The 24,798-nt window shown below is 68.6% G+C and carries 21 protein-coding genes; 5 read left to right on the top strand and 16 right to left on the bottom strand.

Going from position 1 to position 24,798, the window contains the following annotated elements; translation table 11 throughout:
• Positions 1-168 precede the first annotated feature (168 nt).
• The 12 genes from ACL9RL_RS05820 to ACL9RL_RS05765 form a co-directional block, all read right to left on the bottom strand.
• Positions 169-2,046, bottom strand: a complete 1,878-nt coding sequence (locus tag ACL9RL_RS05820; RefSeq protein WP_422779276.1) for a thioredoxin domain-containing protein — start codon at positions 2,044-2,046, stop codon at positions 169-171.
• 12 nt (positions 2,047-2,058) lie between these two features.
• Positions 2,059-2,925: a DUF1684 domain-containing protein gene (locus ACL9RL_RS05815; RefSeq protein ID WP_422779275.1), complete on the bottom strand. Its 867-nt coding sequence runs from the start codon at positions 2,923-2,925 to the stop codon at positions 2,059-2,061.
• 98 nt (positions 2,926-3,023) lie between these two features.
• Positions 3,024-3,860, bottom strand: a complete 837-nt coding sequence (locus tag ACL9RL_RS05810; protein ID WP_422779274.1) for an aldo/keto reductase — start codon at positions 3,858-3,860, stop codon at positions 3,024-3,026.
• Positions 3,861-4,331: 471 nt separating this feature from the next.
• On the bottom strand, positions 4,332-5,270 hold the full coding sequence (locus tag ACL9RL_RS05805; protein ID WP_422779273.1) for an ABC transporter substrate-binding protein: 939 nt from the start codon (positions 5,268-5,270) through the stop codon (positions 4,332-4,334).
• 183 nt (positions 5,271-5,453) lie between these two features.
• The gene (locus tag ACL9RL_RS05800) at positions 5,454-6,260 is read right to left on the bottom strand and encodes an ABC transporter permease (RefSeq protein WP_422779272.1); all 807 of its coding nucleotides are present in this window, start codon (positions 6,258-6,260) and stop codon (positions 5,454-5,456) included.
• A complete protein-coding gene (locus tag ACL9RL_RS05795; RefSeq protein ID WP_422779271.1) occupies positions 6,257-6,934 on the bottom strand; it encodes an ABC transporter permease in 678 nt (225 codons plus the stop codon). Before ACL9RL_RS05795 ends, ACL9RL_RS05800 begins: the two co-directional genes overlap by 4 nt.
• Positions 6,931-7,824: an ABC transporter ATP-binding protein gene (locus tag ACL9RL_RS05790; RefSeq protein WP_422779270.1), complete on the bottom strand. Its 894-nt coding sequence runs from the start codon at positions 7,822-7,824 to the stop codon at positions 6,931-6,933. Before ACL9RL_RS05790 ends, ACL9RL_RS05795 begins: the two co-directional genes overlap by 4 nt.
• Positions 7,825-8,162: 338 nt before the next feature.
• The gene (locus ACL9RL_RS05785; protein WP_422779269.1) at positions 8,163-9,767 is read right to left on the bottom strand and encodes an aromatic amino acid lyase; all 1,605 of its coding nucleotides are present in this window, start codon (positions 9,765-9,767) and stop codon (positions 8,163-8,165) included.
• Positions 9,768-9,992: 225 nt separating this feature from the next.
• On the bottom strand, positions 9,993-10,805 hold the full coding sequence (locus ACL9RL_RS05780) for an ABC transporter permease (RefSeq protein WP_422779268.1): 813 nt from the start codon (positions 10,803-10,805) through the stop codon (positions 9,993-9,995).
• Entirely contained in the window at positions 10,802-11,779 is a 978-nt protein-coding gene (locus tag ACL9RL_RS05775) for an ABC transporter ATP-binding protein (protein ID WP_422779267.1), read from the bottom strand. The genes ACL9RL_RS05780 and ACL9RL_RS05775 overlap by 4 nt, the downstream gene beginning before the upstream one ends.
• Positions 11,776-12,075: a transcriptional regulator gene (locus ACL9RL_RS05770; RefSeq protein WP_422779266.1), complete on the bottom strand. Its 300-nt coding sequence runs from the start codon at positions 12,073-12,075 to the stop codon at positions 11,776-11,778. Before ACL9RL_RS05770 ends, ACL9RL_RS05775 begins: the two co-directional genes overlap by 4 nt.
• Positions 12,075-12,800: a hypothetical protein gene (locus ACL9RL_RS05765; RefSeq protein ID WP_422779265.1), complete on the bottom strand. Its 726-nt coding sequence runs from the start codon at positions 12,798-12,800 to the stop codon at positions 12,075-12,077. The genes ACL9RL_RS05770 and ACL9RL_RS05765 overlap by 1 nt, the downstream gene beginning before the upstream one ends.
• 115 nt (positions 12,801-12,915) lie before the next feature.
• Between ACL9RL_RS05765 and hrpA the strand changes: the two genes are divergently transcribed.
• A complete protein-coding gene (hrpA, locus tag ACL9RL_RS05760) occupies positions 12,916-16,812 on the top strand; it encodes an ATP-dependent RNA helicase HrpA (protein ID WP_422779264.1) in 3,897 nt (1,298 codons plus the stop codon).
• Between the two features lie 72 nt (positions 16,813-16,884).
• On the opposite strand, the gene ACL9RL_RS05755 is transcribed toward hrpA, so the two are convergent.
• The 3 genes from ACL9RL_RS05755 to ACL9RL_RS05745 all read right to left on the bottom strand — a co-directional run bounded on the left by ACL9RL_RS05755 (position 16,885) and on the right by ACL9RL_RS05745 (position 18,556).
• Positions 16,885-17,286 (bottom strand): type II toxin-antitoxin system VapC family toxin, encoded by a 402-nt coding sequence (locus tag ACL9RL_RS05755; RefSeq protein ID WP_422779263.1) that lies wholly within the window; start codon positions 17,284-17,286, stop codon positions 16,885-16,887.
• A complete protein-coding gene (locus ACL9RL_RS05750; RefSeq protein ID WP_422779262.1) occupies positions 17,283-17,555 on the bottom strand; it encodes a FitA-like ribbon-helix-helix domain-containing protein in 273 nt (90 codons plus the stop codon). Before ACL9RL_RS05750 ends, ACL9RL_RS05755 begins: the two co-directional genes overlap by 4 nt.
• Positions 17,556-17,716: 161 nt before the next feature.
• Positions 17,717-18,556: a sulfurtransferase gene (locus ACL9RL_RS05745; protein WP_422779261.1), complete on the bottom strand. Its 840-nt coding sequence runs from the start codon at positions 18,554-18,556 to the stop codon at positions 17,717-17,719.
• A gap of 270 nt (positions 18,557-18,826) precedes the next feature.
• Between ACL9RL_RS05745 and ACL9RL_RS05740 the strand changes: the two genes are divergently transcribed.
• Both ACL9RL_RS05740 and ACL9RL_RS05735 read left to right on the top strand, forming a co-directional pair.
• Positions 18,827-19,438 carry a flavin reductase family protein gene (locus tag ACL9RL_RS05740; RefSeq protein WP_422779563.1) on the top strand — a complete coding sequence of 204 codons (612 nt, stop codon included), beginning with the start codon at positions 18,827-18,829 and terminating at the stop codon, positions 19,436-19,438.
• Positions 19,439-19,707: 269 nt separating this feature from the next.
• Positions 19,708-20,046: a carboxymuconolactone decarboxylase family protein gene (locus ACL9RL_RS05735; RefSeq protein ID WP_422779260.1), complete on the top strand. Its 339-nt coding sequence runs from the start codon at positions 19,708-19,710 to the stop codon at positions 20,044-20,046.
• A 91-nt stretch (positions 20,047-20,137) separates the two neighbouring features.
• Here the strand turns inward: ACL9RL_RS05735 and ACL9RL_RS05730 are convergent, their stop codons facing one another.
• Positions 20,138-21,277, bottom strand: coding sequence for a N(5)-(carboxyethyl)ornithine synthase (locus ACL9RL_RS05730; RefSeq protein ID WP_422779562.1), 1,140 nt, complete (start codon positions 21,275-21,277; stop codon positions 20,138-20,140).
• 405 nt (positions 21,278-21,682) lie between these two features.
• Here ACL9RL_RS05730 and ACL9RL_RS05725 point away from each other — a divergent pair, with 405 nt between their 5' ends.
• A complete protein-coding gene (locus ACL9RL_RS05725) occupies positions 21,683-23,887 on the top strand; it encodes a hypothetical protein (RefSeq protein WP_422779259.1) in 2,205 nt (734 codons plus the stop codon).
• Between the two features lie 241 nt (positions 23,888-24,128).
• Positions 24,129-24,794 carry a hypothetical protein gene (locus ACL9RL_RS05720; protein WP_422779258.1) on the top strand — a complete coding sequence of 222 codons (666 nt, stop codon included), beginning with the start codon at positions 24,129-24,131 and terminating at the stop codon, positions 24,792-24,794.
• Positions 24,795-24,798 lie beyond the last annotated feature (4 nt).

Below are 24,798 nucleotides of genomic sequence, written 5' to 3'. Positions count from 1 at the left end.
CTGTCGAAGGGCCCACCGCCAGCACCCACGCTTCGACAAGCTCAGCGACCCGCAACTAAGCTCAGCGACCCGCAATGCGCCGGTCCCTGAGCCTGTCGAAGGGTCCACGTCCTGAGCCCGCGCTTCGAAAAGCTCAGCGACCGGGGATCTCAGCGACCCGGGACAGGGTCAACCGGGCAGACCGGCGGGGTCCGTCACCGGAAGCCGACAGACGAAGTCCCTGCACACGTACGCCGTCGGCAGCCCATCGCGAGCCGACCGTCCCTCGAACAACTCGAACCCGGCCGCGACCCACCGGCCGGCCTGCTCCTCCGTCACCACGGCAACCACGTCGTCACCCCGCGTCCGCACCACATCGACCAGCACTCGATCGGCGCCGTCGTCGTCCGGCGTCACCACCACGAGCTGCGTCGGCTCTGCGGCGAGCCTCGCCGCCAAGGCGAGCGTCGACCCGAAGGCCGTCGGCTGTGCGACCGCACCCTCCGCGACCGACCCGACAACCCCGGCGGCCACCTCCCGATACGACCGCTCGGCCGTCAGGAGGAACAACCGGTACGCCGCCGTCGCGAGCGAACCGCGCCCGGACGGGTACGCGCCCTCCGACGGGTCGGCATCGAGTCGCAGCCCACGCGCCGCGAGCACCGGGTCTCCTCCGCCGGGCACCGTGAACACACCGTCGACGAGGCACACGTCCACGAGCGACCTGCCCACCTCCGCGTACCGCGGCTCCCCCGTGGCCACGGCGAGCGACAACAGCCCGTTCGCGAGCATCCCGTAGTCCTCCAACGCGGCCGACGCCTCCGACGTCTCCTCGCCGAGCGATGCCCGAACCAGCGTCCCGTCGGTGAGCAGATGCGTCCCGACGACCGTGTCCGCTACCCAGCGCGCCGCCTCGATCCAGGCCGGCCGATCGAAGACGAACCCGGCCCGCGCGAGCGCACCGATCGCAAGACCGTTCCACCCCGTGAGCACCTTGCGGTCGGTCGCCGGCGGCGTCTGCCCGACCCTGGCATCGCGATCGAGCCGGTAGTACCCGCCCTCCGTCCGCTGCCCGTCGACCGTGCTCTCGGAATCCTGCGCCGACGCGAACCCGCCGGACGGCTGCTGCAGCACGCCCGTCAGGAAGTCGACGATCCCCTCCGCCACGAGCGAGGACCATTGCTCGGGCTTGCTCGCCCACGCCGAGGTGTATGCGTCGAGCAGTAACGCGTTGTCGTACAGCATCCGCTCGTAGTGCGGCTCGGCCCAGTCCTGTTGCACGCTGTAGCGGAAGAACCCGCCCTCAACGGGGTCACGCAGTGCCGATGCGCCCATGGTGCGGAGCGTCCGGAGTGCGAGTTCCCGCGCGATGGCTGCCACCGGCTGGTCTCCGGCGTGACGCGCGTCCCCGGTCCCGCCCATCGTGAACAGGAGCTCGAAGACGGGCGCGAGCGGGAACTTCGGCGCGGTGCCGAATCCACCGAACGTGGGGTCCTCAGCGCGTTCGAGCGCGGCGACGGCCGACGCCAGATCTGCCCTGCTCGGCAGCTCTGACGGGCTGCCCTGTGACACCTGCGCGAGCGCGGAGGCCAACCAGTCCGCGCTCTCCAAGACGTCCTCGCGACGGTCCGACCACGCCGATGAGACGGCGTCAAGCACCTGTCGGAACGAGGGGTGGTCCGGCATGGCGACCGGCGGCGAGTACGTCCCGGCGTGGAACGGCTTGCCGTCCGGCGTGGTGAAGACGTTGAGCGGCCAGCCGAGGTTGCTCGTGAACGCTCCGGCGGCGGCGAGGTAGCTCGCGTCGACCTCCGGATGCTCCTCCCGGTCCACCTTCACGGCCACGAACCCGGCGTTCAGGACGCTCGCGAGCTCGGGGTCGGAGAACGACTCCCGCGCCATGACGTGACACCAGTGGCACGTGGAGTAGCCGATCGACACGAGCACGGGCACACCTCGCCTCGCAGCCTCCGCGAACGCCTCCTCACCCCAGGGGTACCAGTCGACGGGGTTGTCGGCGTGCGAGCGGAGGTACGGGCTGACGGCCGTGCCGAGCCGGTTGACCACGACGGCGGCCGATCAGCTCGCGAGGACCGGGAAGCGCTCGCCGACCGGGATCTGTGTGGTGAAGCGGTTGTTGGCGGCCGGCAACGGGCACACGTAGTGGTCGCTGAACGCGCACGGGGGCACATACAGGCGGTTGAAGTCGACGACGACGCGTCCATCCGCAGCAGGCGCCGGCATGCTGAGGAAGCGGAACCGGTACGTGCCGTGCTCGTCCTTCGCGCCGCTCGTGCCGTCCGCGATGACTGCCCACAGTCCGCTGGGGCCGCCCGTGACGTCGAACGCGATCTGCTCGCCGTCGAGGTCGAGCTGCACCGTGCCGACAGGAGTGTCCTCCGAGACGTGGCCGTCGATCGACGTGGTCTCGACCGTGCCGCCTGAGGACGGGACGAACCGCGCCTCGCGAACCCACGCCGGGTCTGGGCTGAACGCCGCGATGTCCTGGAGGGCGACCCGACCGGGCGTCTGCGGGTCGAGCACACGCAACGCGAAGGCGCCGTCGCGCTCCATCCCGCGCAGCAGGATCTCACCGAACCGCAGTTCGTCCCCGTGCAGGAGTTCGACACGGTCGCTCAGCACCTCGGCGCCGTCGAGCGTCGTGAGGCCAGACCCGGCGAGTCCCTCGCCGACGATGCCCGTGTCGTCGGCCTTCCAGATGCCAGGCGCGCCCTCATAGGCGGTCGCCTCATCGGTGAGCCAGTGTGTGAACCGCAACGATGCGAGCCCGTGCGGTGCACCGACGACCCGCAGCCGTGCCTCGTGCCAGGTGTTCCAAGCTGCACCGAAGGCAGCGGCCTGCTGGGCCTGCTCAGCCGCCAGCGGTGCTGCCGATGCGGCGTCCGACTGGTGCTGGACGGCTGGGTTCTCGTCGTTTGTGCTCACGCTCACGACGGTATCAACAACGGCCGGCACCCGGGGCATTCCCCGGATACCGGCCGTTCGCTGTGAATCGTTCAGCGCCTGTGGAATACTCCGGTCGGCTACTTCACTTCGAGCGGGTGTCCGCCGACACGACCGCCGCGTTCGAGCGCCGTGATGGCCTGGACCTCGGCGTCGCTCAGCTCGAAGTCGAACACGTCGATGTTCTCGGCGATGCGCTCACGGCTGTTCGACTTCGGGAAGACGATCGTGCCCTGCTGCAGATGCCAGCGGAGGACGACCTGCGCTGCGGACTTGCCGTGCTTGGAGGCGGCAGCCGTGATGATCGGCTCCTCCAGCAGCGGGTACTTGCCCTGGCCGAGCGGACCCCATGCCTCGGTGAGGATGCCGTTCGCCTGGCCGAAGTCGGTCACCTCACGCTGCTGGTAGGCGGGGTGCAGCTCGATCTGGTTGACCGCGGGGACCGTGCTGCTGCCGTCGATGACGCGCTGCAGGTGGTCGACGAGGAAGTTCGAGACACCGATCGAACGAGCCTTGCCAGAGGCCTTGATCTGCTCGAGGGCGAGCCAGCTCTCGAGGTACTTGTCCTGAGCGGGCACCGGCCAGTGGATGAGGTACAGGTCGACGTAGTCGAGGCCGAGCTTCTCGAGGCTCGTGTCGATCGCGGCGTGTGCGGACTCGGTGCCCTGGTCGCCGTTCCACAGCTTCGTGGTGATGAACAGTTCCTCGCGGGGGATGCCGGACTTCGCGATGGCGCGGCCGACGCCCTCCTCGTTCCGGTAGATCGCTGCGGTATCGATGTGGCGGTAGCCGAGTTCGAGTGCATCCGTGACGATGCGCTCCGTCTCCTGCGGGTCGACGAGGAAGACGCCGAAGCCGAGCTGCGGGATGGTGTGGCCGTCGTTGAGGGTGAGGTTCGGAACCTGTGGAGTCGTCATGCTCCAACGCTACGGAAATCCGTCAGCTGTGGCACCCGTTTTCGTCATCTGCGAACACACAGCTCCCGTTCACCTGTCTGTCTGTCTGTCTGTGTGCCTGCCTGCGCGTCTGCTTGCTTTCCTGCCTGTCCGTCTACCTACCTACCTACCTACCTACCTACCTATCTACCTACCTACCTGCCCCGGCGGCATCGAGCATAACTCCTTCGATTTGGCCGGCAGATTCTGCCGATCCCCGGAAATCCGCGGATCCGATCCGGACGACGTCGAAATTGAAGGAGTTATGCGCGATGGAACGGACGGACGAACTGTCGGGAACGGACCCGGGACGGAGGGAACGGGCCCGGGACGGAGGGAACGGGCCCGGGACGGACGGACGAGCCCGGGACGCAGGGAGGAGCCGCCGGGAACGGACGAGGGCCCGACTCGACGACGTCGAATCGGGCCCGGACGGCTCTCGCGAGCTGCCGCCTACTTCGTGAAGAGGTTCTTCTCCTTCAGCCAGTCGGCCGCGAGGGTCGCCGGAGCGGCCTTCTCGTCGCCCTGGTTGCGGGAGTTGAGGGAGATCAGGTCGTCCGTCGTCAGCGCGCCGGAGACCTTGTTCAGGACCTCCTTGACCTTGTCGGACGCCTTCGCCGTGTTGATGAGCGGCAGGACGTTCTGCGGGAGGATCAGGTTCTTCGGGTCCTCCAGCGTGACGAAGCCGTTGTCCTTGATGGACGGGCTCGTCGAGAAGATGTCGGCCAGCTGCACCGTGCCGTCGAGCAGCGCTGCGGTGGTCTGTGCGCCGCCGCCATCGCTGATCGGGACGAAGCTCAGCTTGTCGGCCGGAACGCCGTACGTCGCCGTCAGACCCTTGGGGCCGTAGGGACGCTCTGCGAGCTCCGGCTGGCCGCCGATCGCCAACGGGATGCTGAGCGCTGCGAGGTCGGACAGGCTCTTGACGTTGTTCTTCTCGCTGAACTCCTTCGTGACGTTGTAGGAGTCCTTGTCCTCAGCCTTCGACTGGTCGAGGACCGAGAAGCCCTTCGGCACGGCGTCGCCGAGGGCCTTGAAGACCTCGTCGCTCGATGCGGCCGTCGACTTGGCGTCGAAGAACTGCAACAGGTTGCCGCTGTACTCGGGAACGAGGTCGATCGATCCGTCCTTGAGCGCCGCGATGTAGACGTCGCGAGCACCGATGTTGAGGCTGCTCTTGACCTTGACGTCGTTGGCCTCGAGAGCCTGGATGTAGATCTGCGCGACGATCTCGGACTCGGCGAAAGCTGCTGAGCCGACGGTGATGGTGTCGGATGCGCTCGTGGATCCCGCGGTGGGGTCGCTCGACGAGCAAGCGCTCAGCGCGAGTGCAACGGCTGCCGAAGCTGCGATGCCGACGGCGAGTCGGCGTCCTCGTGATGCAGTGAACATGGTGTGTCCTTTTCTCTGGGCTGTACTGCTTGGCTGTGTGGTGCTGGGTGTTGAGTGTGTGGTTCCCGGACGGGATGCGGTCCGGTTGGATGCGGCCCGGGACGGTTCGGAGCCGACCGCGAATCGGGTTGGAACTCCCCGAAGCGATGTCGGACGCCGCCGCTCAGGGCTCGCCGATGCTGCTCAGTCTGTGCGAACCGCCTTGATCTCGATCATGACCGCCGCCTCCGCTTCTGCCTGTTCCGTGGTGGCGCCGACGCCGCCGGATGAACGACGGGAGGACTTCGTCTCGTCGATGGTGGTGTGGGTCGCCGCGACCCCACGAGGGACGACGGCGCGCTGGATGAGCGCGAAGATCCCTTCGAGGATGAGGGCGAGCGCGACGATCAGGATCGAGCCGGCGAGCATCTTCGCGTAGTCGCGGACGGGCAGGCCGTCGAGGATGTACCGCCCGAGACCCGGACCGTTGATGAGGAACGCCGCAACCGTCGCCGTCGCAATAGTCTGCAGCACCGCGGACCGGATGCCGCCGATGATGAGCGGCAGCGCGAGCGGGATCTCGACCCGCCCGAGGATCTGCCATTCGTTCATGCCGACGGCCCGTGCAGCATCGACCGTCTGTTTGTCGATCGATTCCACACCGCCGTACGCTCCGGCGAGGATGGGCGGGATCGCCAGCACCACGAGCGCGGTGATGGCCGGCACGAGACTGGTGCTCGCGAAGCCCCATCCGAGCGTGATGAGGGCCAGCAGGGACAGCAGGCCGAGGGTCGGCAGGGCACGCAGGGCGCCCGTGATGGACACGGCGACCTCTCTCCCCTTGCCGGTGTGCCCGATGAGCAGGCCGAGCGGGATGGCGATGACGCACGCGATGAGGACGGTCAGCCCGGTGACACCGAGGTGTTCCGCGACCCGGACGGGGATGCCGTTCGGGCCGCTCCAGTGGGCCGGGTCGAAGATCCAGGCGAACGCGCCGATGAAGTTGTTCATGCCATCGCCGCCTCACGCCGGCGACGGATCGCCCGCTTCGACGAGATGCGCGTCCACGGCATGACCACCCGCCCGAGCACCACGAGGATGATGTCGAACACGATCGCGATGAGGACCGTGCCGACGATGCCCGTGATGATCTCCGTGGGGAACTGCCGGGCGTAGCCGTCGGTGAAGAGGTAGCCGAGATTCGTGACGCCGACGAGGGCGCCGACGCTCAGGAGGCTGATGGTGCTGGCGGAGACGACGCGGACGCCCGCGAGCATCAGGGGCCCTGCGAGCGGGAACTCGACCCGCCAGAACCGCTGCCACGGTGAGAACCCGACGGCCTGCGCGGACTGCCTGGTGCCGGCGTCGACGGCGTCGAGTGCATCGGCGATCGTCCGCACGAGCAGCGCGATGGCGTAGATCGTGAGGGCGACGACGACGTTCGCCGGATCCAGGATCTGCGTCCCGATGATCGACGGCATGATGACGAAGAGCGGCAGCGACGGGATGGCGTACAGGATGCCGCTGATGGTGAGCAGCGCCCCGCGCGTCAGCCGGTACCGGTGCGCCAACCAGCCGAGCGGCAGCGAGATCGCGAAGCCGAGGATGATGGGCGGGATGCTGAGGCCGATGTGCGTGAGCGTGAGGCCCCAGATCATCGACCAGTTGTCGATGACCCAGTTCACGGGGCGCTCCCGGGATCCGTCGCCGGTGCAGCCGTGTCCGTCGCCGGTGCCGCGTGTCCTGCCGTCCGCGCAGCACGATCAGCGGACAGCACGCCCGCCGGCCGACCGGCCTCGTCGACGATGACGTCGCGACCGTCGACGCGCTCGACGTGGAGCGTGCGCTGTCCGCGGTCTGCGCCGATGAACTGCGCCACGAAGTCGTCCGCCGGGTTGGCGACGATCTCCGCCGGCGAACCGACCTGCGCGATGTGGCCGCCCTTCTGCAGGATGACCACCTGATCGCCGAGCAGGAACGCCTCGTCGATGTCGTGGGTGACGAACACGATCGTCTTCGCGATGGTGTGCTGGAGGCGGATGAGCTCGCGCTGCAGTTCAGCTCGCACGAGCGGGTCGACGGCGCCGAACGGCTCGTCCATCAGCAGGATGTTGGGGTCGACCGCGAGCCCGCGGGCCACACCGACGCGCTGCTGCTGGCCGCCGGAGAGCTGGCTGGGGTACCGGTTGGCGAGCGAGCGGTCGAGACCGACCGTGTCGAGCAGGTCGAGCGCATCCGCCCTGGCCTGCTTCTTCTTGACGCCCGTGAGCATGGGCACCGTCGCCACGTTGTCGATGACGGTCCGGTGCGGCAGGAGGCCGGAGTTCTGCATGACGTAGCCGATGCGGCGGCGCAGCTTCACGGGTTCGAGACCGGCCACGTCCTCGTCGTCGATCACGATGCGGCCGTCGGAGGGGTCCACCATCCGGTTGATCATCCGCAGGAGCGTCGTCTTGCCGCACCCGGAGGAGCCGACGAAGACCGTCGTCGAGCGTGAGGGGATCTGCAGGGAGAAGTCGTTGACGGCGAGCGTGCCGTCATCGAACCGCTTGCTGACGTGTTCGAAGGAGATCATGCCTGACCGGAGCCTCTTCTCTTGCGAAAACGCCTGAGTCGTCGTTTCCGCTGTTGCGGATCCGGCGCAACGGTGCCGCATGCACGGCTCGTTGAACGTCTCGTCATCGGTTTTCAGACGCTACCGCAGCCCACTGACATCCGGCACCCCCCTCGACACAGAACGCAACACCCGTGTATGCAGCGCCGACCGAGCGGTACGGTGCTGCGCCGCTCCTGCCCACCGGCTGCGGCGATCCCGGAGGCGCGTCCCGGACCGTCTTCGCTCTCGGCGAACAGCTGTCCGGCGTCGGCGCGTCGGCGTATCACTTCCGGACCCTCGGTCGGCGAAGCGGCGCCTCAGCCGGCGAGCGCCGCCGCAGCAGCATCGATGAAGGCCTGGCCGCGCACGCCCGTATCGATGACGGCCTGCACCCGCTCGCGGATGGGCTGCGCGGCGGGGCCGAGCGTCCTGCGTTCCGCGCCGGTCCGTTCGAGGCCAGGGCGATCGGTTGCGACGCCGCCGTCCCCTGCACCCGCGCCCGCCCCTGCCCCTGCGCCCGCCCGCGCCGCAGCATCGGCCGCACCGCCGGAGTCGAGGTCCGCACCGGATCCGGTGTCGTCGAGCACCCCGAGCGCATCGACGGCGACGAGCGCCTCGATCGCGAGCACGTCACCGAGCAGCGCAGCAGACCGCCACAGCAGCCGCAGTGCCGTCGACGCGTAGGTCGCGACGTTCTCGTGCCCGCCGGACAGTCCGGTCCCACCGGAGGAGACGGGGGTCGCGAGGACGCGCAGCTCCGCGACGAGGTCCGCCGCCGCGTACCCGATCAGGCCGGGGACGCGCGAGGAACCCGCCCGACGCCGCAGCGCGTTCGCGTCCGACACCCCGGCGAGGCGACGTTCACTCGACGTCGCGACCTGCGCGATGACCGTGCGCACCGAATCGAGCGCCGTCGCCACCGGGATGATGTGGAACAGGCCACCCGATGACACCGAAGCGCTCTCGGCATCGACGATCGGATTGTCGCTCGCGACGGCGAGGGTGTCCTCGACGAGCGCGATGGCGCGTACCAGCACGTCCGCGAACGACCCGTTCACCTGCGGTGCGGTGCGGAAGGCGAGCGGATCCTGCGCCGTGACATCCGGCCTGGCGATCCCGCCATCGAGGAGCGTCCTGATCCGTTCTCCGCTGGCCTGTGCACCGGCCGACGGGCTGTTGCGGAGCACCGCGGAGGAGAACGAGCTCGGGTTGCCGCCTGCACCGAGCGCCGCGAGCGCCTGGAAGGAGAGTGCGGAGACGACATCGGCCGTCCGGGCGAGCAGCGTGAGGTCGTGCAAGGCGATCGCGCCGACCCCGAGCGAGTACGAGTTGTGGCCGACGAGCGTCAGCCCCTCATGCGCCTGGGGCTGCAGCGGGGCGAGCCCGACCCGGCTGAGCGCCTGCGCGCCGGGGACGATCGCGCCGTCCACCCACGCCTCGCCCTCACCGATCGCAACGGCCGCGACGGCGGCCAGCTGCGTCAGATCGCCGTCGCCGACGGACCCGGCAACCGGCACCACCGGGACGACGTCGCGGTTGAGCAGCTCGGCGTAGAAGACGGCGGTCTCGACCCGGACGCCTGCGCCGCCGCGCGTCCAACCTGCGAGTCTGGCTGCGATCATCGCGCGCACGGATTCGACCGGCATGGGCGCGCCGACGCCGCCGAGGTGGTTGCGGATGACCTTGCTCTGGTACGCGGTGACATCGTCCGCGGTCAGCGGGGTGTCCCGTGCGACGCCGAATTCGCGGTTGAGGCCGGACACCGGGACGCCCGCGACGAGGTGGCGCTCGACGATCGCGCGCGCGGCGCCGATCCGTTCGAGGGCGACGACGTCGAGGACCACCGTCCGGCGGTCCCTGGCGATGCCGACGAGGTCGTCGACCAGGATCCGGCCGGCTCCGAACACGACGGGTGCAGCCATAACAAGTCCTCCTCTGGGTGCGCCGAGCGCAGCATCGGGGGTCGTGAGGTCGACGCCTGGTCAGCGTACGACCAGGGCCGCAGGGAGGCACGTCACGTTTCCGAGTGTGACGCCGTTCGCAATTCAGGAGAGCCCCCGGCGTGTCGACCGAAACGCGGGGTTTCTGGGCGACACGCCGAGGGCTCTCCTGAGTTCTGGACACCGCGCCGGGTGCGGAGTGAACGGCTAGCGGTAGCGGCGACCCTCGTCCCGGCGGAAGAGCAGCAGCGCGAGCGCGAGCATCACGGCTGTCCACACGATGATGCCGACCCACGACCACCAGGGCAGCTCACCGCCCTGCACGGCCCACACCACGAACTCGCGCGCCTGCCTCGACGGCAGGAACCGGGAGAAAACCTCCAGCCAGGGGGCGAACAGCTGCGGCGGCAGGAACAGCCCACCGCCGAACGCGAGCCCGAACATCGCGACCTGGATGACCGCGACGGCTGCCTTCGCCGGCATCGAGTACCCCACGCAGATGCCGATCAGCATAAACGGCAGGGCACTCACGGCGAGCGCCGCAAAGCCGGCGAGGATGCGCAACGGTGACGCGCTGGCGGCCGTCGCGATCCCGCCGACGATCACAACGGGCAGGATCGACACGAAGCCCATGAGCCCTGTCGAGGCGATCTGCGCCAGCACGCGCGCGATGCCGGGGGCCGGCAGGGTGCGCAGGTACGGGTCCCACGGCTTCTCGCGATTCTCCGCGATCGTCAGCCCGAAGCTGAACAGCGAATTGGCGAGGATCGCGAAGACGCTCAGCGAGATGACCGCCTGCGTCGCGAACAGCTGATTGTCCGCGACGGCCCGCTGCGGCACCACGAAGAAGAGGAGCGCGAGCGCCGGGAAGACGAGCGAGCCGATGACGGCGATCGGGATGCGGAACGTCTCGATGAGCGAGTACTTCGCGTGCAGGCCCGCGAGCCGCAGGATCGACGGCTGGCGGAGCGGTCCGGCCGGTGCCGCGTGAGCCGGCTGTGCGAGCTGGTCCGTGGTCATCGTCCTGCCTCCATCGTGATCGGTGCTGCCTGGTGCGAGGTCGCGGACGACGCGCCTCGGTGCGGCGCGCCTCGATGCGGCGCCGGTTCTGGTGCAGCATCGGTCAACGACAGGAACGCCTCTTCGAGCGTCGCGCCGCGGACGGTGAGGTCGCGGAACCCGAGCCCTGACCCCACGAGTGAACGGATGAACTGATCGGAGTCGTGCACGTGGAAGACGTGCCGGCCGTCCTGCCGCTCGTGTCTGACGACCTCGTCGAGCCGTGCGATGGCATCGGCGTCGGCGTCGGTGGCTTCGAGTCGCACCCAGTGCAGCCCGACCCTCGCCAGCACGCCCTGCAGCGTGTCGTCGGCGAGCACACGGCCCGCCCCGACCACCACGACCCGTTCGGCGAGCGCCTCGATCTCTTCGAGGTAGTGGCTCGTGATGACGACGGTCGCGCCGGCTTCGTGCTGGGCGCGCAGGGCGTCCCACAGCGTGCGGCGGGCGTCGACGTCGAGCCCGGTGGTCGGTTCGTCGAGGAGGACGAGCTTCGGCCGTCCGACGAAGGCCAGTGCGACCGCGAGCCTCCGCTTCTGCCCGCCGGACAGGGATCCCGTCTGGCGCCGCAGCATCGTGTCGAGCCCGAAGGATCCGGCGAGTTCAGCGGTCGGCACCCGATCCGCGAAGTGCCCGCCGACGAAGTCGATGACCTCGCCGACCCGCAGCGGCTCCGGCAGTGCCGTCTCCTGCGGTGTGCTCCCGAGTCGCTGCCGGGTGACGGCATCAGACGGGTTCCCGCCGAAGAGCGTGACACTGCCGCTCGTCGGCCGGCGCAGGCCCTGCAGGAGGGAGATGATGGTCGACTTCCCGGCGCCGTTCGGGCCGAGGAGCCCGAGGATGGTGCCGTCGTGGATATCGAGTGAGACGTCGTCGACGGCGGTGAGCGCACCGTACCGGCGGGTGACGTGATCGAGGGTGGCGAGAACGGTCATGAGGAGACTCCTCCGAGGAGCGCCCGCAGGCGGTCCATGTAGTCCTCGAACGCTCGCCGACCGGATCGGCTCAGTTCGATGTAGGTGATGGGCGTCCGGCCTTTGTGCGTCTTCGTCACGGTCACGTACTCGGCGTCCTCCAGCTTGCGGAGGTGGGTGGACAGGTTGCCGGCGGTCATGTCGAGGACCTCCTGCAATCGTGGGAACGAGATGCTGCTGTCGGCGTCGAGCGCCGCGAGGCTCGACATGATGCGGAGTCTCGCCTGGGCGTGGATGACGGGGTCCAGTTCGTCCATCAGCGCTCGCCCGGCTTCGTGGCGCGACGGTCGTCCGACCGCCCGTGGACGGAGAGCGCCCGGCGTCGGAGCACGAGCAGGATCGCGCCGTAGACGAGGAACCCGCCGCCACCGGCGAACGCCATCACGAGCGTGTTGCCCGGTGTGCCGAAGTACGGTGCGATGACGCCGACGAGGATGGTCCAGACTCCGAGCGAATACATGATCCTGTCACGCCAGATGGCACCGCCGGCCAGATACAGGAGGCCGACGACGAGCGCGTACGCCGCCGGGAAGAAGAGGGCTGCGCTCTCGGCAGGCATCCCGTTCGCGAGCAGTGCGCCGCCGAGGAACCCCGGCGCCGTGCAGCCGACCGCCCAGCTCACGCCGTACAGCGTTCCCTGCACGCGTTGCGCACCCTGGATCCCCCGGCTCATCCCGCTGCCGATGACGATCGACGAGATGATGCCGCCGACCATCAACGACCCGAAGACGATGCCGGCCGGTGCCTCCGGGGTCTGGAACCACGGGTTCTGATCCGATGCGGACCACAGCACGAGGAAGCCGACGAACCAGGCGACGCCCCAGATCAGCACGAGTGAGATCGTCGGCCGGGCGAAGATGTCCTCCACCCGACGCACCTGCTGCGTGGAGAGCGCGAGCATCGCGGCGATGTCGACCGGGGCGTCGTCCTCCGGAGGGGTGTCCGCCGGGGTGCGCTCTGGTCCTGTTTGGTCCTGGCTCATGTCTACTTTGTAACGCAAAGTTCTTTGTGCGTCAATCACCAATCATCGATCTCGCGCCCGATTCACCGATCCGACGTCCGTGGACCCTCCCCCGGCGTCGTACGATGGAAGGCTCATGTCTGACATCACGATCTCCTACCCGCCCGAGCTGCCCGTCAGCCGGATGCGGGACGACATCGCGCGCGCCATCGGCGAGCACCAGGTCGTCATCGTCGCCGGCGCCACCGGCTCCGGCAAGACCACGCAGCTGCCGAAGATCTGCCTCGAACTCGGGCGCGAGTCCATCGGCCACACGCAGCCGCGGCGCCTCGCGGCCCGCACGATCGCCGAGCGCATCTCCGAGGAGCTCGGGCAGGAGCTCGGCGGCATCGTCGGCTACCAGGTCCGCTTCACCGATCAGGCGTCCAAGGCCACCAAGATCAAGCTCATGACCGACGGCATCCTCCTGAACGAGATCCACCGGGACCGGATGCTGCGCAAGTACGACACGATCATCATCGACGAGGCGCACGAGCGCAGCCTCAACATCGACTTCCTCCTCGGCTATCTCAAGCAGCTCCTGCCCAAGCGCCCCGACCTCAAGGTCATCATCACCTCCGCGACGATCGACCCGGAGAGCTTCTCGAAGCACTTCGAGGGCGCACCCATCGTGGAGGTCTCCGGCCGCACCTATCCGGTGGAGATCCGTTACCGTCCCCTCGTCGCCGAGGAGCCGCAGGACGACGACGCGGACGCCGACCCGGCCGATGCCGCCACCACGAGCGTCGACCGCGACTACCTGGAGGGCATCAACAGCGCCCTCGACGAACTCGCCAGGGAATCGATGGGCGACGTCCTCGTCTTCCTCTCCGGCGAGACCGAGATCCGCGACGCCGCCGACGCCATCCGCGGCCGAAACCTCCCGGGCACCGAGGTCCTCCCCCTCTACGGCCGGCTCTCCTCCGCCGACCAGCACCGCGTCTTCCAGCCGTCCAGCGTGCCGGGGCTCCGCCGTCGCATCATCCTCGCAACGAACGTCGCCGAGACCTCGCTCACCGTCCCGGGCATCAAGTACGTGATCGATGCCGGCACCGCCCGCATCTCCCGCTACAGCGTCCGGTCCAAGGTGCAGCGCCTCCCCATCGAGGCGATCTCGCAGGCGTCGGCCAATCAGCGCTCCGGCCGGTCCGGCCGCACGAGCGACGGCATCGCGATCCGCCTGTACTCGGAGGAGGACTTCGAGAAGCGGCCGGAGTTCACCGAACCGGAGATCCTGCGCACCAACCTGGCGGCCGTCATCCTGCAGATGATCTCGCTCGGGCTGGGCGACATCGGCGCGTTCCCGTTCCTCCAACCGCCGGACGCTCGCGGCATCAAGGACGGCGTCGACCTGCTGTCCGAGCTCGGGGCGATCGAGACGCGGACGTTCGCCGACGGCGCTCCCCGCGGGGCCGGGCCTCGCCTCACGCGCGTCGGACGGGACCTCGCCAGGCTGCCGATCGACCCACGCTTCGCCCGCATGGTGGTGGAGTCCAAGCGCAACGGCGTCTCCCGCGAGGTGCTCGCGATCGTCGCAGCGCTCACCATCCAGGACCCGCGCGAGCGACCACTCGAACACCGCCAGAAGGCCGATGAACTCCACAAGCGCTTCCTCGACCCCACGAGCGACTTCCTCACCCTCCTGAACCTCTGGAACTACCTGGAGGAGCAGCAGGACGAACTGTCGTCGAGCGCGTTCCGCCGCCTCTGCAAGGCCGAGTTCCTCAACTATCTGCGCGTCCGGGAGTGGCACGACGTCTACCGCCAGTTGCGACAGCTCGCCAAACCGCTCGGCTTGACGATCGGCGACGCGAAGATCGACCCCGACGGCATCCACAAGTCGATGCTCGCCGGCCTGCTGTCCCACATCGGGCTCAAGGATCCGACGGTCCCGCAGCCCGTCAAGGGCCGCGGGCAGGCTCCGGCCGGCGGCTCAGGCGCCGCCGCGAAGAAGGGCGACTACATCGGCGCCCGTCAGGCGCGATTCGTCATCTTCCCAGGATCCGCCCTCGCGAAGAAGCAGCCGCCGGCGCTGATGAGCGCGGAGCTCGTCGAGACGAGCCGGCTCTTCGCGCGTACGAACGCGGCGATCGACCCTGCATGGGCGGAACCGATCGCCGGCGACCTCTGCAAGCGCTCCTACGGCGAACCGCACTGGGAGAAGCGTCAGGGCTCGGCGGTCGCGTACGAGAAGGTCATGCTGTACGGCGTCCCCATCGTGCCGAGGCGCCGCATCCAGTTCGCGAAGGTCGACGCGGAGCACGCACGCGAGCTCTTCATCCGCCACGGGCTCGTCGAGGGCGAGTGGACCCATGACATCTCCCGCGACGGCGCCTTCGCGTTCGATCGTGCGAACCGGCGGCTGCGGAAAGAACTGAGCGAGCTCGAAGAGCGCACGCGTCGCCGCGACATCCTGTTCGACGACGAAGCCGTCTTCGAGTTCTACGACAAGCGCATCCCGGCCGATGTCAGCACGACCCGTGGGTTCGAGAACTGGTGGCGCACGGCCCGCGCCGAGCAGCCGGAGCTCCTCACGATGCGGCAGGAGGACCTCCTCCCGGAGGACGCGGCAGAGGTCGACGAGAACCTCTTCCCGGCCGAATGGGTGCAGGCCGACCAGCGGCTGAAGCTCAGCTACCGCTTCGAGCCGGGCTCGACCGATGACGGCGTGACGGTCGTCGTCCCGCTCGCCCTGCTGGACCGCATCTCCCCCGCCGGATTCGACTGGCAGGTCCCAGGTCTCCGCCTCGACCTCATCACGGCCATGATCAAAGCACTGCCCAAGGCGCTGAGACGCAACATCGTCCCGGCGGCCGACTGGGCAGCGAAGCTCATCAACGAGCTCCCGGCGAACGTGCCGACCGTGTCGAGTGCGAATCCAGCGGCTGAGGACTCGTTCGCGACCCGCTTGGCGAACGCCATCAAGCGCCTGTCGTACATGGAGATCTCGGCGTCCGATTTCGAGACCGAACGGGTGCCGGAGCATCTGAAGGTGACGTTCAAGGTCGTCGACCAGCGAGGCAAGCCGCTCGCGAGCGGCAAGGACCTCGTCGCGCTGCAGCAGCAGCTCAAGCAGCGGACCAGGGCGAGCGTCGCGAAAGCCGCCGCTGAACGGTTGCCCAACGCGTTGGAGCGGACGGGGATCACCCGTTGGGACTTCGACGACCTCCCACGCTTTGTCGACGTCCGCCAGCCGGAGGGCGTCATCCGGGGCTATCCGGCACTCGTCGATGACGGCGCCAGCGTCTCGATCCGCATCATGAGCACCGAGACGGATCAGACGCGCGCGATGCCGGGCGGCGTCCGCCGGCTGCTCCTGCTCGCGATCCCGTCGCCGACGGCGTACGTGCAGCAGCACCTCAAGAATGCCGAGAAGCTCGCGCTCGCGACGAGCCCGTACCGCTCGACGCCGGCGCTCTTCGAGGACTGCCTCGCCGCGTGCATAGACGATGTCCTCTTCCGGGTCGTGCCGGACGGCGCGGTGTTCTCGAAGCTCCAGTTCGAGACGCTGCGCGACCGGGTCTCCGGATCGGTCATGGACCGCATGTTCCAGACGGTCGCCGTCGTGAGCCGGATCCTGACGCTCGCGCACGACGCCGAGAAGGCGATGAAGGCCGCGACGAGCATCAATCTGCTCGCAGCGCTGACCGACATGCGCTCTCAGCTGGAGGGGCTCATCTTCCCCGGGTTCGTCTCCAGGACGGGGATCGCCCGTCTCGACCACCTGCCGCGGTACCTGTCTGGCATCGCGTATCGGGCCGAGCGGCTGCCGGACAACCCGAACCGCGACCGGGTGTGGTTGACGGAGGCGCAGGCGGCGACGGCGAAGTACGAGGCGGCGGGCGGAAGCATTCCGCTGGCGGAATATGCGCCGGCGCACATCGTGAAGGCCCGCTGGATGCTGGAGGAGTTGCGGATCAGTCTGTTCGCGCAGCAGCTCGGCACGGCAGAGTCCGTCTCGCAGCAGCGCATCCAGAAGGTCCTCGCCGGCTGAACACGCGTCGGCCGACCGCCGGACGAACGCCCGATCCAGACGTCCTCTGCTGCGGCTCCCCTGCTTCGGCTCCTATGGTGCGACGGGGACGACTCGACAGAGCCGTTCAGCCGCGCGCAGCAGCCGGAGGTCGCCGCTCATCAGCGGAACATCGAGCGCCTCCGCGAGCGCAACATACGCCGCATCGTACGGCGTGAAATTCTCCCTGAGCTCCCATGCGCGTCTGGTGAGGGCTGCATGGTCGTAGCGCCTGATCAGCATGCTCCGGAAGACATCGACCGCGGTCTCTGCACGAGCTGGAGCGACATGACCGGTGAACAGGCGCTTGCGCACCACGCTCAGGACTTCGAGATCGAGGAGCTGGGGTGCGATCAATGCGCGCCCGAGCATGGCCGTCTGCGCACGGTGCGCGTTGGCGGACGATCCGACGAGCGCCGATCCGATCACCGAGGCGTCGATGACGACGACGCTCATGGTGTGATGATCGAGTCGTCCGGCAGCGGGCCGCGGTCGTCGCGGATCAAAGACACGATGTCATCGGCCTCCGCGTCCGGACTGCCGGTCTCCACAGGATCGCTGGTCTGAAGCCGAGCGAATGCCTCCTCGAGTGTGGCCTGCTCCGCGATCTTGCCCAACTCCTGTGCCACGTAGTCGGACAGCGACAGCCCAGCCGCCTTCGCTCGAGCTTTCAGGACGGCGTGGACATCTTCCGAAAGGTTTCGAACCTGCAACATGACTCCCATCGTGTGAGCGTACGCTTGCATGTGCTCCACATGCAATCAATGCTCCCAGTGCATCACGATGAGTCTGCGTACGCGGGTTCAGAGCAGAATCTGTGGAGAATCCGTCCGATTCCTCCGCTGTGAAGCAGGCCATCGTGACCGCCATGCCCACGATCGAGTCGTCAGCTCCCAGCGCCGGTGGCGACGGGACGGTCGGCGTGATTCGACCACTGGCTCCAGGAACCCGCATAGAGCACCGGCTCGAACCCGGCGAGCGTCAGTGCCACCGCGTTGTTCGCCGCAGTGACCCCCGAGCCGCAATACGTCGCGACAGCCACACCGTCGACCACACCGAGCGCAGCGAACCGCTCGCGCAGGACCTCAGGGCTGAGGAACGTGCCGTCGGAGGCGACGTTGCCGATCGACGGCGCATTGACCGCGCCCGGAATGTGACCGGCACGCGGATCGATCGGCTCCACCTCGCCCAGGTACCGCTCCGGCGCGCGAGCGTCCAGCAGCACACCGTGCTCGCTCCATCCGGCCGCATCGTCGATCCCGATGAGCGGCAACTGTCCGTAGTCGAGCGTCGCCGATCCAGCTGCCGGGACGACATCGCCAGTTTCGACGGGCAGTCCGGCGTTCACCCATCCTCTGAAGGAGCCGTCGAGGAGACGCACATCGGCGAGCCCCGCGTACCGCAGCAGCCACCACGCGCGCGCCGACGCCTGGTTCTTGAGGTCGTCGTACACAACGACGGTGTCCCCGTCGTTGATCCCCCACGCACGCACGGCCGCCTGGAACAGCTCCGGCGACGGCAGCGGGTGACGGCCGTCCTCCGGCTCACCGTGCTCGGCGAGCGTGTGATCAAGGTCGACGTACACGGCGCCGGGGACGTGCCCCTCGAGGTATTCCGGACGGCCGTCCGGACGATCCAGCCGCCACCGGACATCGAGGATTCGGACAGGCGCATCGCCTGCGAGCGCCTCCGAGAGTTCAGCAGGGGTGATGAGGATCGACGACATGGGAGCTCCTTGCAGACGCACGGGACACGGACGATGAAACGCTACCGTCGCACCTTGGGAGTGCGCCCACACCCGCCCGATGCGCGTCACAGGCGGTAACGAACTTGCAGCAGCAGCGCAAAGGAAGAAACGTAGGAACATCAGCGATGCGCCACAACCGCGAAGCACCCGAGCAGCGGCACCACCGCGGCCCCCAGCAGCAGCGACTTTTTCGAAGGATTCACCGTGAGCACAGTGCACCAGGGTCAGGCAGCAGCCGACGAGCAACCGATCGTGCAGGCAGCGGAGCAGGCCGAGGCCAAGCACGGCTTCGACTCGCTCTCCCCCGACGCGTTCAAAGCAGCATTCCGTCAGCACCCGGCCGGCGTCTCGGTCATCACGGCCGATGACGGCACCGGGCCGGTCGGACTCACGGCGACGTCCGTCTTCTCGGTGAGCGCGGAACCGCCGCTGCTCGTCTTCTCGGTCTCCTCTCTCTCATCGAGCGCCCCGACGATCACCGCATCCGACACCGTCGTTGTGCACCTCCTCGCCTCCGACCAGCTCCACATCGCCCGCCTGTGCGCGACGAGTGGCATCGACCGCTTCGCCGACACGAGCATCTGGTCGCGCCTCGTCACCGGCGAGCCCGTGTTCCACGGTGCGGGCACCTGGATCCGCGGACGCATCGTCAACCGGATGGAGGCCGGCAGCTCGACCGTGATCGCCGTGCACGCACTCCAGTCGAGCCTCGCCGAGGACCCGAACCGTGTGCAGGCGAAGCCCGTCGCGCCGACGTTCGCCCCGAGTTTCGATGGCGCGCCCGCCGTCGAGCCGGCGCCGCTCGTCTACCACAACCGGACCTGGCACCGTCTCGACTCGCACTCGCAGATCCCGGATTGAGTCGCCCTCGGCGGGTTCGGGGGCGGCAGCCGTCCCTTCGACAAGCTCAGGGACCGCGCGGAAAGCGTTCCCGGTGCACGTCACCGCCCCTTCGACAGGCTCAGGGACCGCGTTGCTCGCGTCCCGGCCTCCCCCGCTTCCACCCACCGGTCCCTGAGCTTGTCGAAGGGCCACCACACCCCACCCACCGGTCCCTGAGCTCGTCGAAGGGCCCACACCCCACCCACCGGTCCCTGAGCTCGTCGAAGGGCCCCACCACGGAAAGTCCCATGAGCGAATACTTCGAGAAGTCCGACAGCCAGTACACCAAGGTCTACAAGGAGCAGACGCCGGACATCCTGAAGGCGTTCGCCGACTTCGACTCCGCCGTCTTCCAGGCAGAGGGTCGCGAGATCCCGCTGAAGTACCGTGAGCTCATCGCCCTCGCGGTCGGTATCACCACCCAGTGCGTGTACTGCATCGACGCCCACAGCCAGAAGGCCGTCGCGGCCGGCGCTTCGGAGGGCGAGCTCGCCGAAGCCGCCTGGGTCGCCACCGCGATCCGCGCGGGCGGCGGCTACGCCCACGGTCGTCTCGCATTCAAGCTCGCCGGTCCGCACGAGCACTAGGCACTCCCGCAAGAAGCCCGCGAGCTGGCAGTCGTGGCCGGTTGGACATCCGTCTGACCAGCCACGACTGCCAGCTCGCGGGCTTTGGCGGTCAGGCGGGCAGGTCGTTGTTTGGCAGGACGTTGTGGGGCGGCTCGGGTGAGCGCCGTTGGAACTCCAGGACGGCCGGGTTCACGATCCGGCCGTCACGGACATCGATCGCACGCAGGATCGTCTCGTTGTCGTTCCAGGCGGCCGGTCCACCGAGCACCGTCTCGATGAACGGCAGCAGCGCCTCACTGATGTCCCACGTCGCCGAGTTCCACAGGTACGACGGGCTGTGGTCGACCCCGTAGTACACGATGCCGTCACCGACCTCGAAGGTCGGGTCGCTGAACGACGTGGGCCTTGCCCAGCTGAAGCCCATCCCCTCGTCGCAGGAGACGTCGACGATGAGGCTCCCCGGGCGGAACGCATCGAGGTCGTCCTCGGCCAGGTAGGTGAGCGGGGCGTTCGGATCCTGCAGGGTGCAGTTGACGACAATGTCGTGCGCCGCCAGGAACGGCGCCAGCGGCACCCGACCGTCCTGGGTGATGACCGTGCTGAGGAACGGCGCCGTGTCGTCGTGGTCGAACTGCACGATCTGCACGGAGTGGATCGGCGAGCCCACCGCGGCGACCTCCCGGTTCGTGAGCACCTGCACGTCGTGCACACCGTGGGCGTTGAGCGCCGTGACCGCTCCACGGGCCGTCGCCCCGAATCCGATGACCACAGCGCTCAGGCGACGCCCGTAGTCGCCGGTCGTCCCGACCAGCTGCAGGGCGTGCAGCACCGAGCAGTAGCCGGCGAGCTCGTTGTTCTTGTGGAAGACGTGCAACCCGAAGCCGCCCCCACTCGTCCAATGGTTCATCGCCTCGAACGCGATGAGCGTGAGCCGTCGGTCGATCGCGAGTTGCGTCATCTCCGGGTCCTGCACCGTGTGCGGCCATCCCCAGAGCACCTGGCCGGTGCGCAGATCCGCGAGGTCCGACGGCTGCGGCTTCGGGAGCAGGACGACGTCGGACTGGGCGATGAGCTGCTCGCGCGGGAGGACCGCGCCGACGGAGGCTGCGAGTCGCTGATCGCTCCAACCGAAGCGTTTGCCGTATCCGCGCTCGAGGATCATCCGTTCACGCAACCGCTCGTCGATGCGTTCGAGGTGGTCCGGATGGATCGGCAGGCGCCGCTCGTCTGGCTTCCGGGACGTCGACATCACGCCGAGTCGGAGGGGTCCCGGCGCTCGCTCCGCACCCTGGCTCGTGTCGGCTGTCGGATCGGATGTCTCGCCCATGGCGTGCTCCCTCATCGGGGGCCGGTGCGGCTCCGCACGCCCGAGACTACGTCACCCTGAGCGACCCGGCGACCACATCGCGAATCCGACAACCGTCGACTTGAGCATCGAATTAAGGTTAGGCTAGCCTTATATCAAGCGATTGACGCGTGGTGCCGAACTGCGCCGCCGGCATCGCACCACCCGTCACCTCCGCACAGCGCGCCGCCCTCAGGCGGTTCTTCGGCGTGCGAAAAAACGGGCGGTGCACCCGCCGACCGCTTCCACATCCACACCTCAGACCCCGCACCCCGCACCCACAGCAGCACCAGCACACCAGGAGAACCCATGACCGTGTCCAGGACACGACGCCGGGCGTCGGCGATGGCCGTGGCCGTCGCCGCCACGATCGGCATCGGGCTGTTCGCAGCCCCCGCCGCCCACGCGGGCCAGACCCGCGCCGACGCAGCCCCATCCGCAGAACAGCACCACAGTGTGCTCTCGACCGTCCCGGCGGGCAGCGGAGCCAGGATGATCGCCGCGGACCGCGCCGACAACCGCGTGTACGTTCCCGTGGATCGAGGCTCGGGCAAGCCTGGGGCGATCACCTGGCTCGATGCCACGACGGGTGCGCCGTCCGGACAGTCCATCGAGCTCGCCGATGCCGAGCCGTCATCCCTCGTCGTCGACGAGAACGCCCACGCCCTCTACGTGCTCCACTACCGCAGCGGCACACTGAGCGTCATCGACACCCGCACCAACACCGTCACGAAGGTCATCTCCGGCGTGCCGACGTTCCCGGGGAAGATGGTCCTCGACTCGGTCACGGGCGACCTCTACATCGCAGACACCGGCATCGTGACGGTCACGCCGTCGACCGGCGTTGTGAGCGCGGAGGTGTCGATCAGCTCGCAGCGCTTCCCGCGCATCAGCGATCTGGCGTACGACGCCACGAACCGGCTCCTCTGGATCTCCGAGGCGCGAGCGGGCGTCATCACCGCGTTCAGCTCGATCACGAAGACCTGGATGAACACGGTGGCGACCCCCATCGCGACGTTTATGGTCGACGGCGCGGAGATCGGCGGCGGGCCGCAGACCCTCGCGATCGATGAAGCCCTCGGGCACCTCTACGTTGGCGTCGACCCGTCATTTATGGACGACTGGTACGACACCAAACTCCTCACGATCGACACGACGACCGCGAAGTTCCGCGGCACGGCGATCGATCTGGGCGACACGACGAGGCAGCTCGCCGTCAACGACGTCACCCACGAGGTCTACGCGTCGAACGGGTTCGACAACGCGCTGAGCGTCGTGAGCCCGAACACGTGGACCGCCGCCGAGAAGATCGACTTCTCGGCACTCGGCATCACCAACGGCACCGGTGCGGGAAGCGCCGATATCTGGGGCCTGGCCGTCAACGGCGCCGGAGATCGCGCATTCGTCAGCCACCCCTACTCCGGCCGGGTGAGCGTCATCGCACGCACGGGGGCGATCGCTCCCGTGACGCCGCTGCCGTTCTCGCCTGGACAGGGACCGACGGACCCGACGACGCCGACACCGGGCCCCTGGCCGGGTCCGGCAGGCGCGACCCTCTCCGCCGCACCGGCCGGGGCGGTCGCAACGAGCGACCAGAAGCTCTCCTGGTCCGTCTCCGACTACGCCAGGGCGTGGGCGAGCGACCAGTTCGGCACGGTCACGAAGGGCGAGGGCGACGCATTCACCTTCACGGGCGGCACCGGCTGGTCCGTGCCGGCCACCGGCCAGACCCAGCTCACCTGGAACGACGGCTTCCGCCTGCACCCCTACCCCGTCCTGGCGCCACAGGTGCTCATGACGTTCGGCAACCCGTTGCTCACCGCGGCCGCGGACGGCTCTGGCACGCTGAGCTTCGACGTCTCCTGGTCGGTCTCCGAGACCGATGTCAGCGCGGGGTTCTCGAGGGTCGATGTCGCGACGTTCCCGGCGGGCGCCCTCCAGTTCGGCGCCCCTCAGGCGAGCGGATCACAGGGGGTCGATGCACAGGCGAGCAGCGCCAGGACAGAGGCGGCCGACCAGGCCCAGGCGAAGACCGAGACGATCTCGATCCAGGCGCAGCCCGAGTTCCAGGGCCGCGCATACACGGATGGTGACGGCATCGTGCACGCCAACTCCTACCCCGCGTCCTTCCTCGACTGCCTCGACCCGCAGATCCGCGCGTGGTGGTACACGACCGGGGCGTCCCTCGACAAGAACAAGCACCCCAACCCGGTGTCGATCGCGTTCACGCGCGCAGCGGTGACCGCGCCGACCGATCCGACGACCCCGACCGACCCGGGCACAACGCCTGGGACACCAGGGACCCCGGGTTCGCCGGCTGACGGCGGCGGCAACGGCGGCAACGGCTCGACGAACGGGGCGACCGCCGGAGGCTCCTCGGCGACATCGCTCGTGAGCACCGGAGCATCGCTCACGGGTGGCGTCGCCGCCCTCGCGCTCCTCCTCGTCGGCGGCCTGCTCCTGCTGCGGCGACGCGCTGGCGGCCACGTCGACGCAGAGGCGGCGAGCGAGTAGCGCGCAGCACCGCATTACCGCATCGCCGCGGGACGCGACTCGATCACGGCCCCGCAGCACGACCATCCTCGGATCGGTTCCGCTGCGGGGCCGTTCCCGTCCCACCAGGGCCGCCCCACGGTCTCGACTGGAGTATCGGAGCGACTTGGTATAGAAGCATTGATTCTGAACACATTGCCGCGTATCCTCAGAGCCAACCGGAGACCATCCGGAGGCAGCGGGCAGTGCGGAAGGGAACATCATGCGCAAGCGGATCCATCGTCTCGCTGCCGGCGCTGCGTCGCTCGGACTCGCCGTCGGACTGGCGGGCAACCTGTACACGGACGACACCGCCGCCGCACTCGGCAGCACCGTCGACAACGACGCCCCGACGCCGGCACCCGCACCGGCGTCACCCGACACCTGGACGATCGACCTGTCGGCGTTCCAGATCGATCCCGCAGCACCACCGACGGGCCAGGCGATCGTCCTCGACGACACGGGCGACGTCGGCACCACCTGGATCGGCGATCCCACGACAACCGCCGCCGCCCAGGAGCCCGTCGTGCAGGACGCGGTCACCCAGGAGCCGGCAACCCAGGACTCGGCCACGCGCGCGTGCGACTGGTACCGCTTGGGACTGCTCTCCGGCGGAGACTGGCACGTCTCCGTGGACGGATGCTCGCTCATCGGCACGACGGACGACGCATGGCATGGCTACCAGTGGTTCGTCGACGGGACGAACGGCAGCGCGTGTGTGCACGGCCGCGGATATCAGCTGATCGGCGGCTCGTGGACCCCGCAGTGGGTGCCGATCGGTTGTGGCAAGGAGGGCGGCGGGCAGGTCACGATCGGCAAGGTGTACACCGTCGCGAAGGTGCGCGGCCTGACGTGGGATTCGGCCGTGACCGGTGTCCGGTGGCGGTGACCCG

Origin of the sequence: Plantibacter sp. Mn2098 (genome assembly GCF_049319745.1) — a bacterium.
Lineage (GTDB): Bacteria > Actinomycetota > Actinomycetes > Actinomycetales > Microbacteriaceae > Plantibacter.
This window is presented reverse-complemented; position numbering and strand designations above follow the sequence as displayed.

Excerpts from the sequence above, each read along its gene's own strand:
- ACL9RL_RS05810 (WP_422779274.1), bottom strand. The coding sequence starts at position 3,860 with ATGACGACTCCACAGGTTCCGAACCTCACCCTCAACGACGGCCACACC.
- ACL9RL_RS05805 (WP_422779273.1), bottom strand. The coding sequence starts at position 5,270 with ATGTTCACTGCATCACGAGGACGCCGACTCGCCGTCGGCATCGCAGCT.
- ACL9RL_RS05800 (WP_422779272.1), bottom strand. The coding sequence starts at position 6,260 with ATGAACAACTTCATCGGCGCGTTCGCCTGGATCTTCGACCCGGCCCAC.
- ACL9RL_RS05790 (WP_422779270.1), bottom strand. The coding sequence starts at position 7,824 with ATGATCTCCTTCGAACACGTCAGCAAGCGGTTCGATGACGGCACGCTC.
- ACL9RL_RS05785 (WP_422779269.1), bottom strand. The coding sequence starts at position 9,767 with ATGGCTGCACCCGTCGTGTTCGGAGCCGGCCGGATCCTGGTCGACGAC.
- ACL9RL_RS05780 (WP_422779268.1), bottom strand. The coding sequence starts at position 10,805 with ATGACCACGGACCAGCTCGCACAGCCGGCTCACGCGGCACCGGCCGGA.
- ACL9RL_RS05775 (WP_422779267.1), bottom strand. The coding sequence starts at position 11,779 with ATGACCGTTCTCGCCACCCTCGATCACGTCACCCGCCGGTACGGTGCG.
- ACL9RL_RS05770 (WP_422779266.1), bottom strand. The coding sequence starts at position 12,075 with ATGGACGAACTGGACCCCGTCATCCACGCCCAGGCGAGACTCCGCATC.
- ACL9RL_RS05765 (WP_422779265.1), bottom strand. The coding sequence starts at position 12,800 with ATGAGCCAGGACCAAACAGGACCAGAGCGCACCCCGGCGGACACCCCT.
- hrpA (WP_422779264.1), top strand. The coding sequence starts at position 12,916 with ATGTCTGACATCACGATCTCCTACCCGCCCGAGCTGCCCGTCAGCCGG.
- ACL9RL_RS05755 (WP_422779263.1), bottom strand. The coding sequence starts at position 17,286 with ATGAGCGTCGTCGTCATCGACGCCTCGGTGATCGGATCGGCGCTCGTC.
- ACL9RL_RS05750 (WP_422779262.1), bottom strand. The coding sequence starts at position 17,555 with ATGGGAGTCATGTTGCAGGTTCGAAACCTTTCGGAAGATGTCCACGCC.
- ACL9RL_RS05745 (WP_422779261.1), bottom strand. The coding sequence starts at position 18,556 with ATGTCGTCGATCCTCATCACCCCTGCTGAACTCTCGGAGGCGCTCGCA.
- ACL9RL_RS05735 (WP_422779260.1), top strand. The coding sequence starts at position 19,708 with ATGAGCGAATACTTCGAGAAGTCCGACAGCCAGTACACCAAGGTCTAC.
- ACL9RL_RS05730 (WP_422779562.1), bottom strand. The coding sequence starts at position 21,277 with ATGTCGACGTCCCGGAAGCCAGACGAGCGGCGCCTGCCGATCCATCCG.
- ACL9RL_RS05725 (WP_422779259.1), top strand. The coding sequence starts at position 21,683 with ATGACCGTGTCCAGGACACGACGCCGGGCGTCGGCGATGGCCGTGGCC.
- ACL9RL_RS05720 (WP_422779258.1), top strand. The coding sequence starts at position 24,129 with ATGCGCAAGCGGATCCATCGTCTCGCTGCCGGCGCTGCGTCGCTCGGA.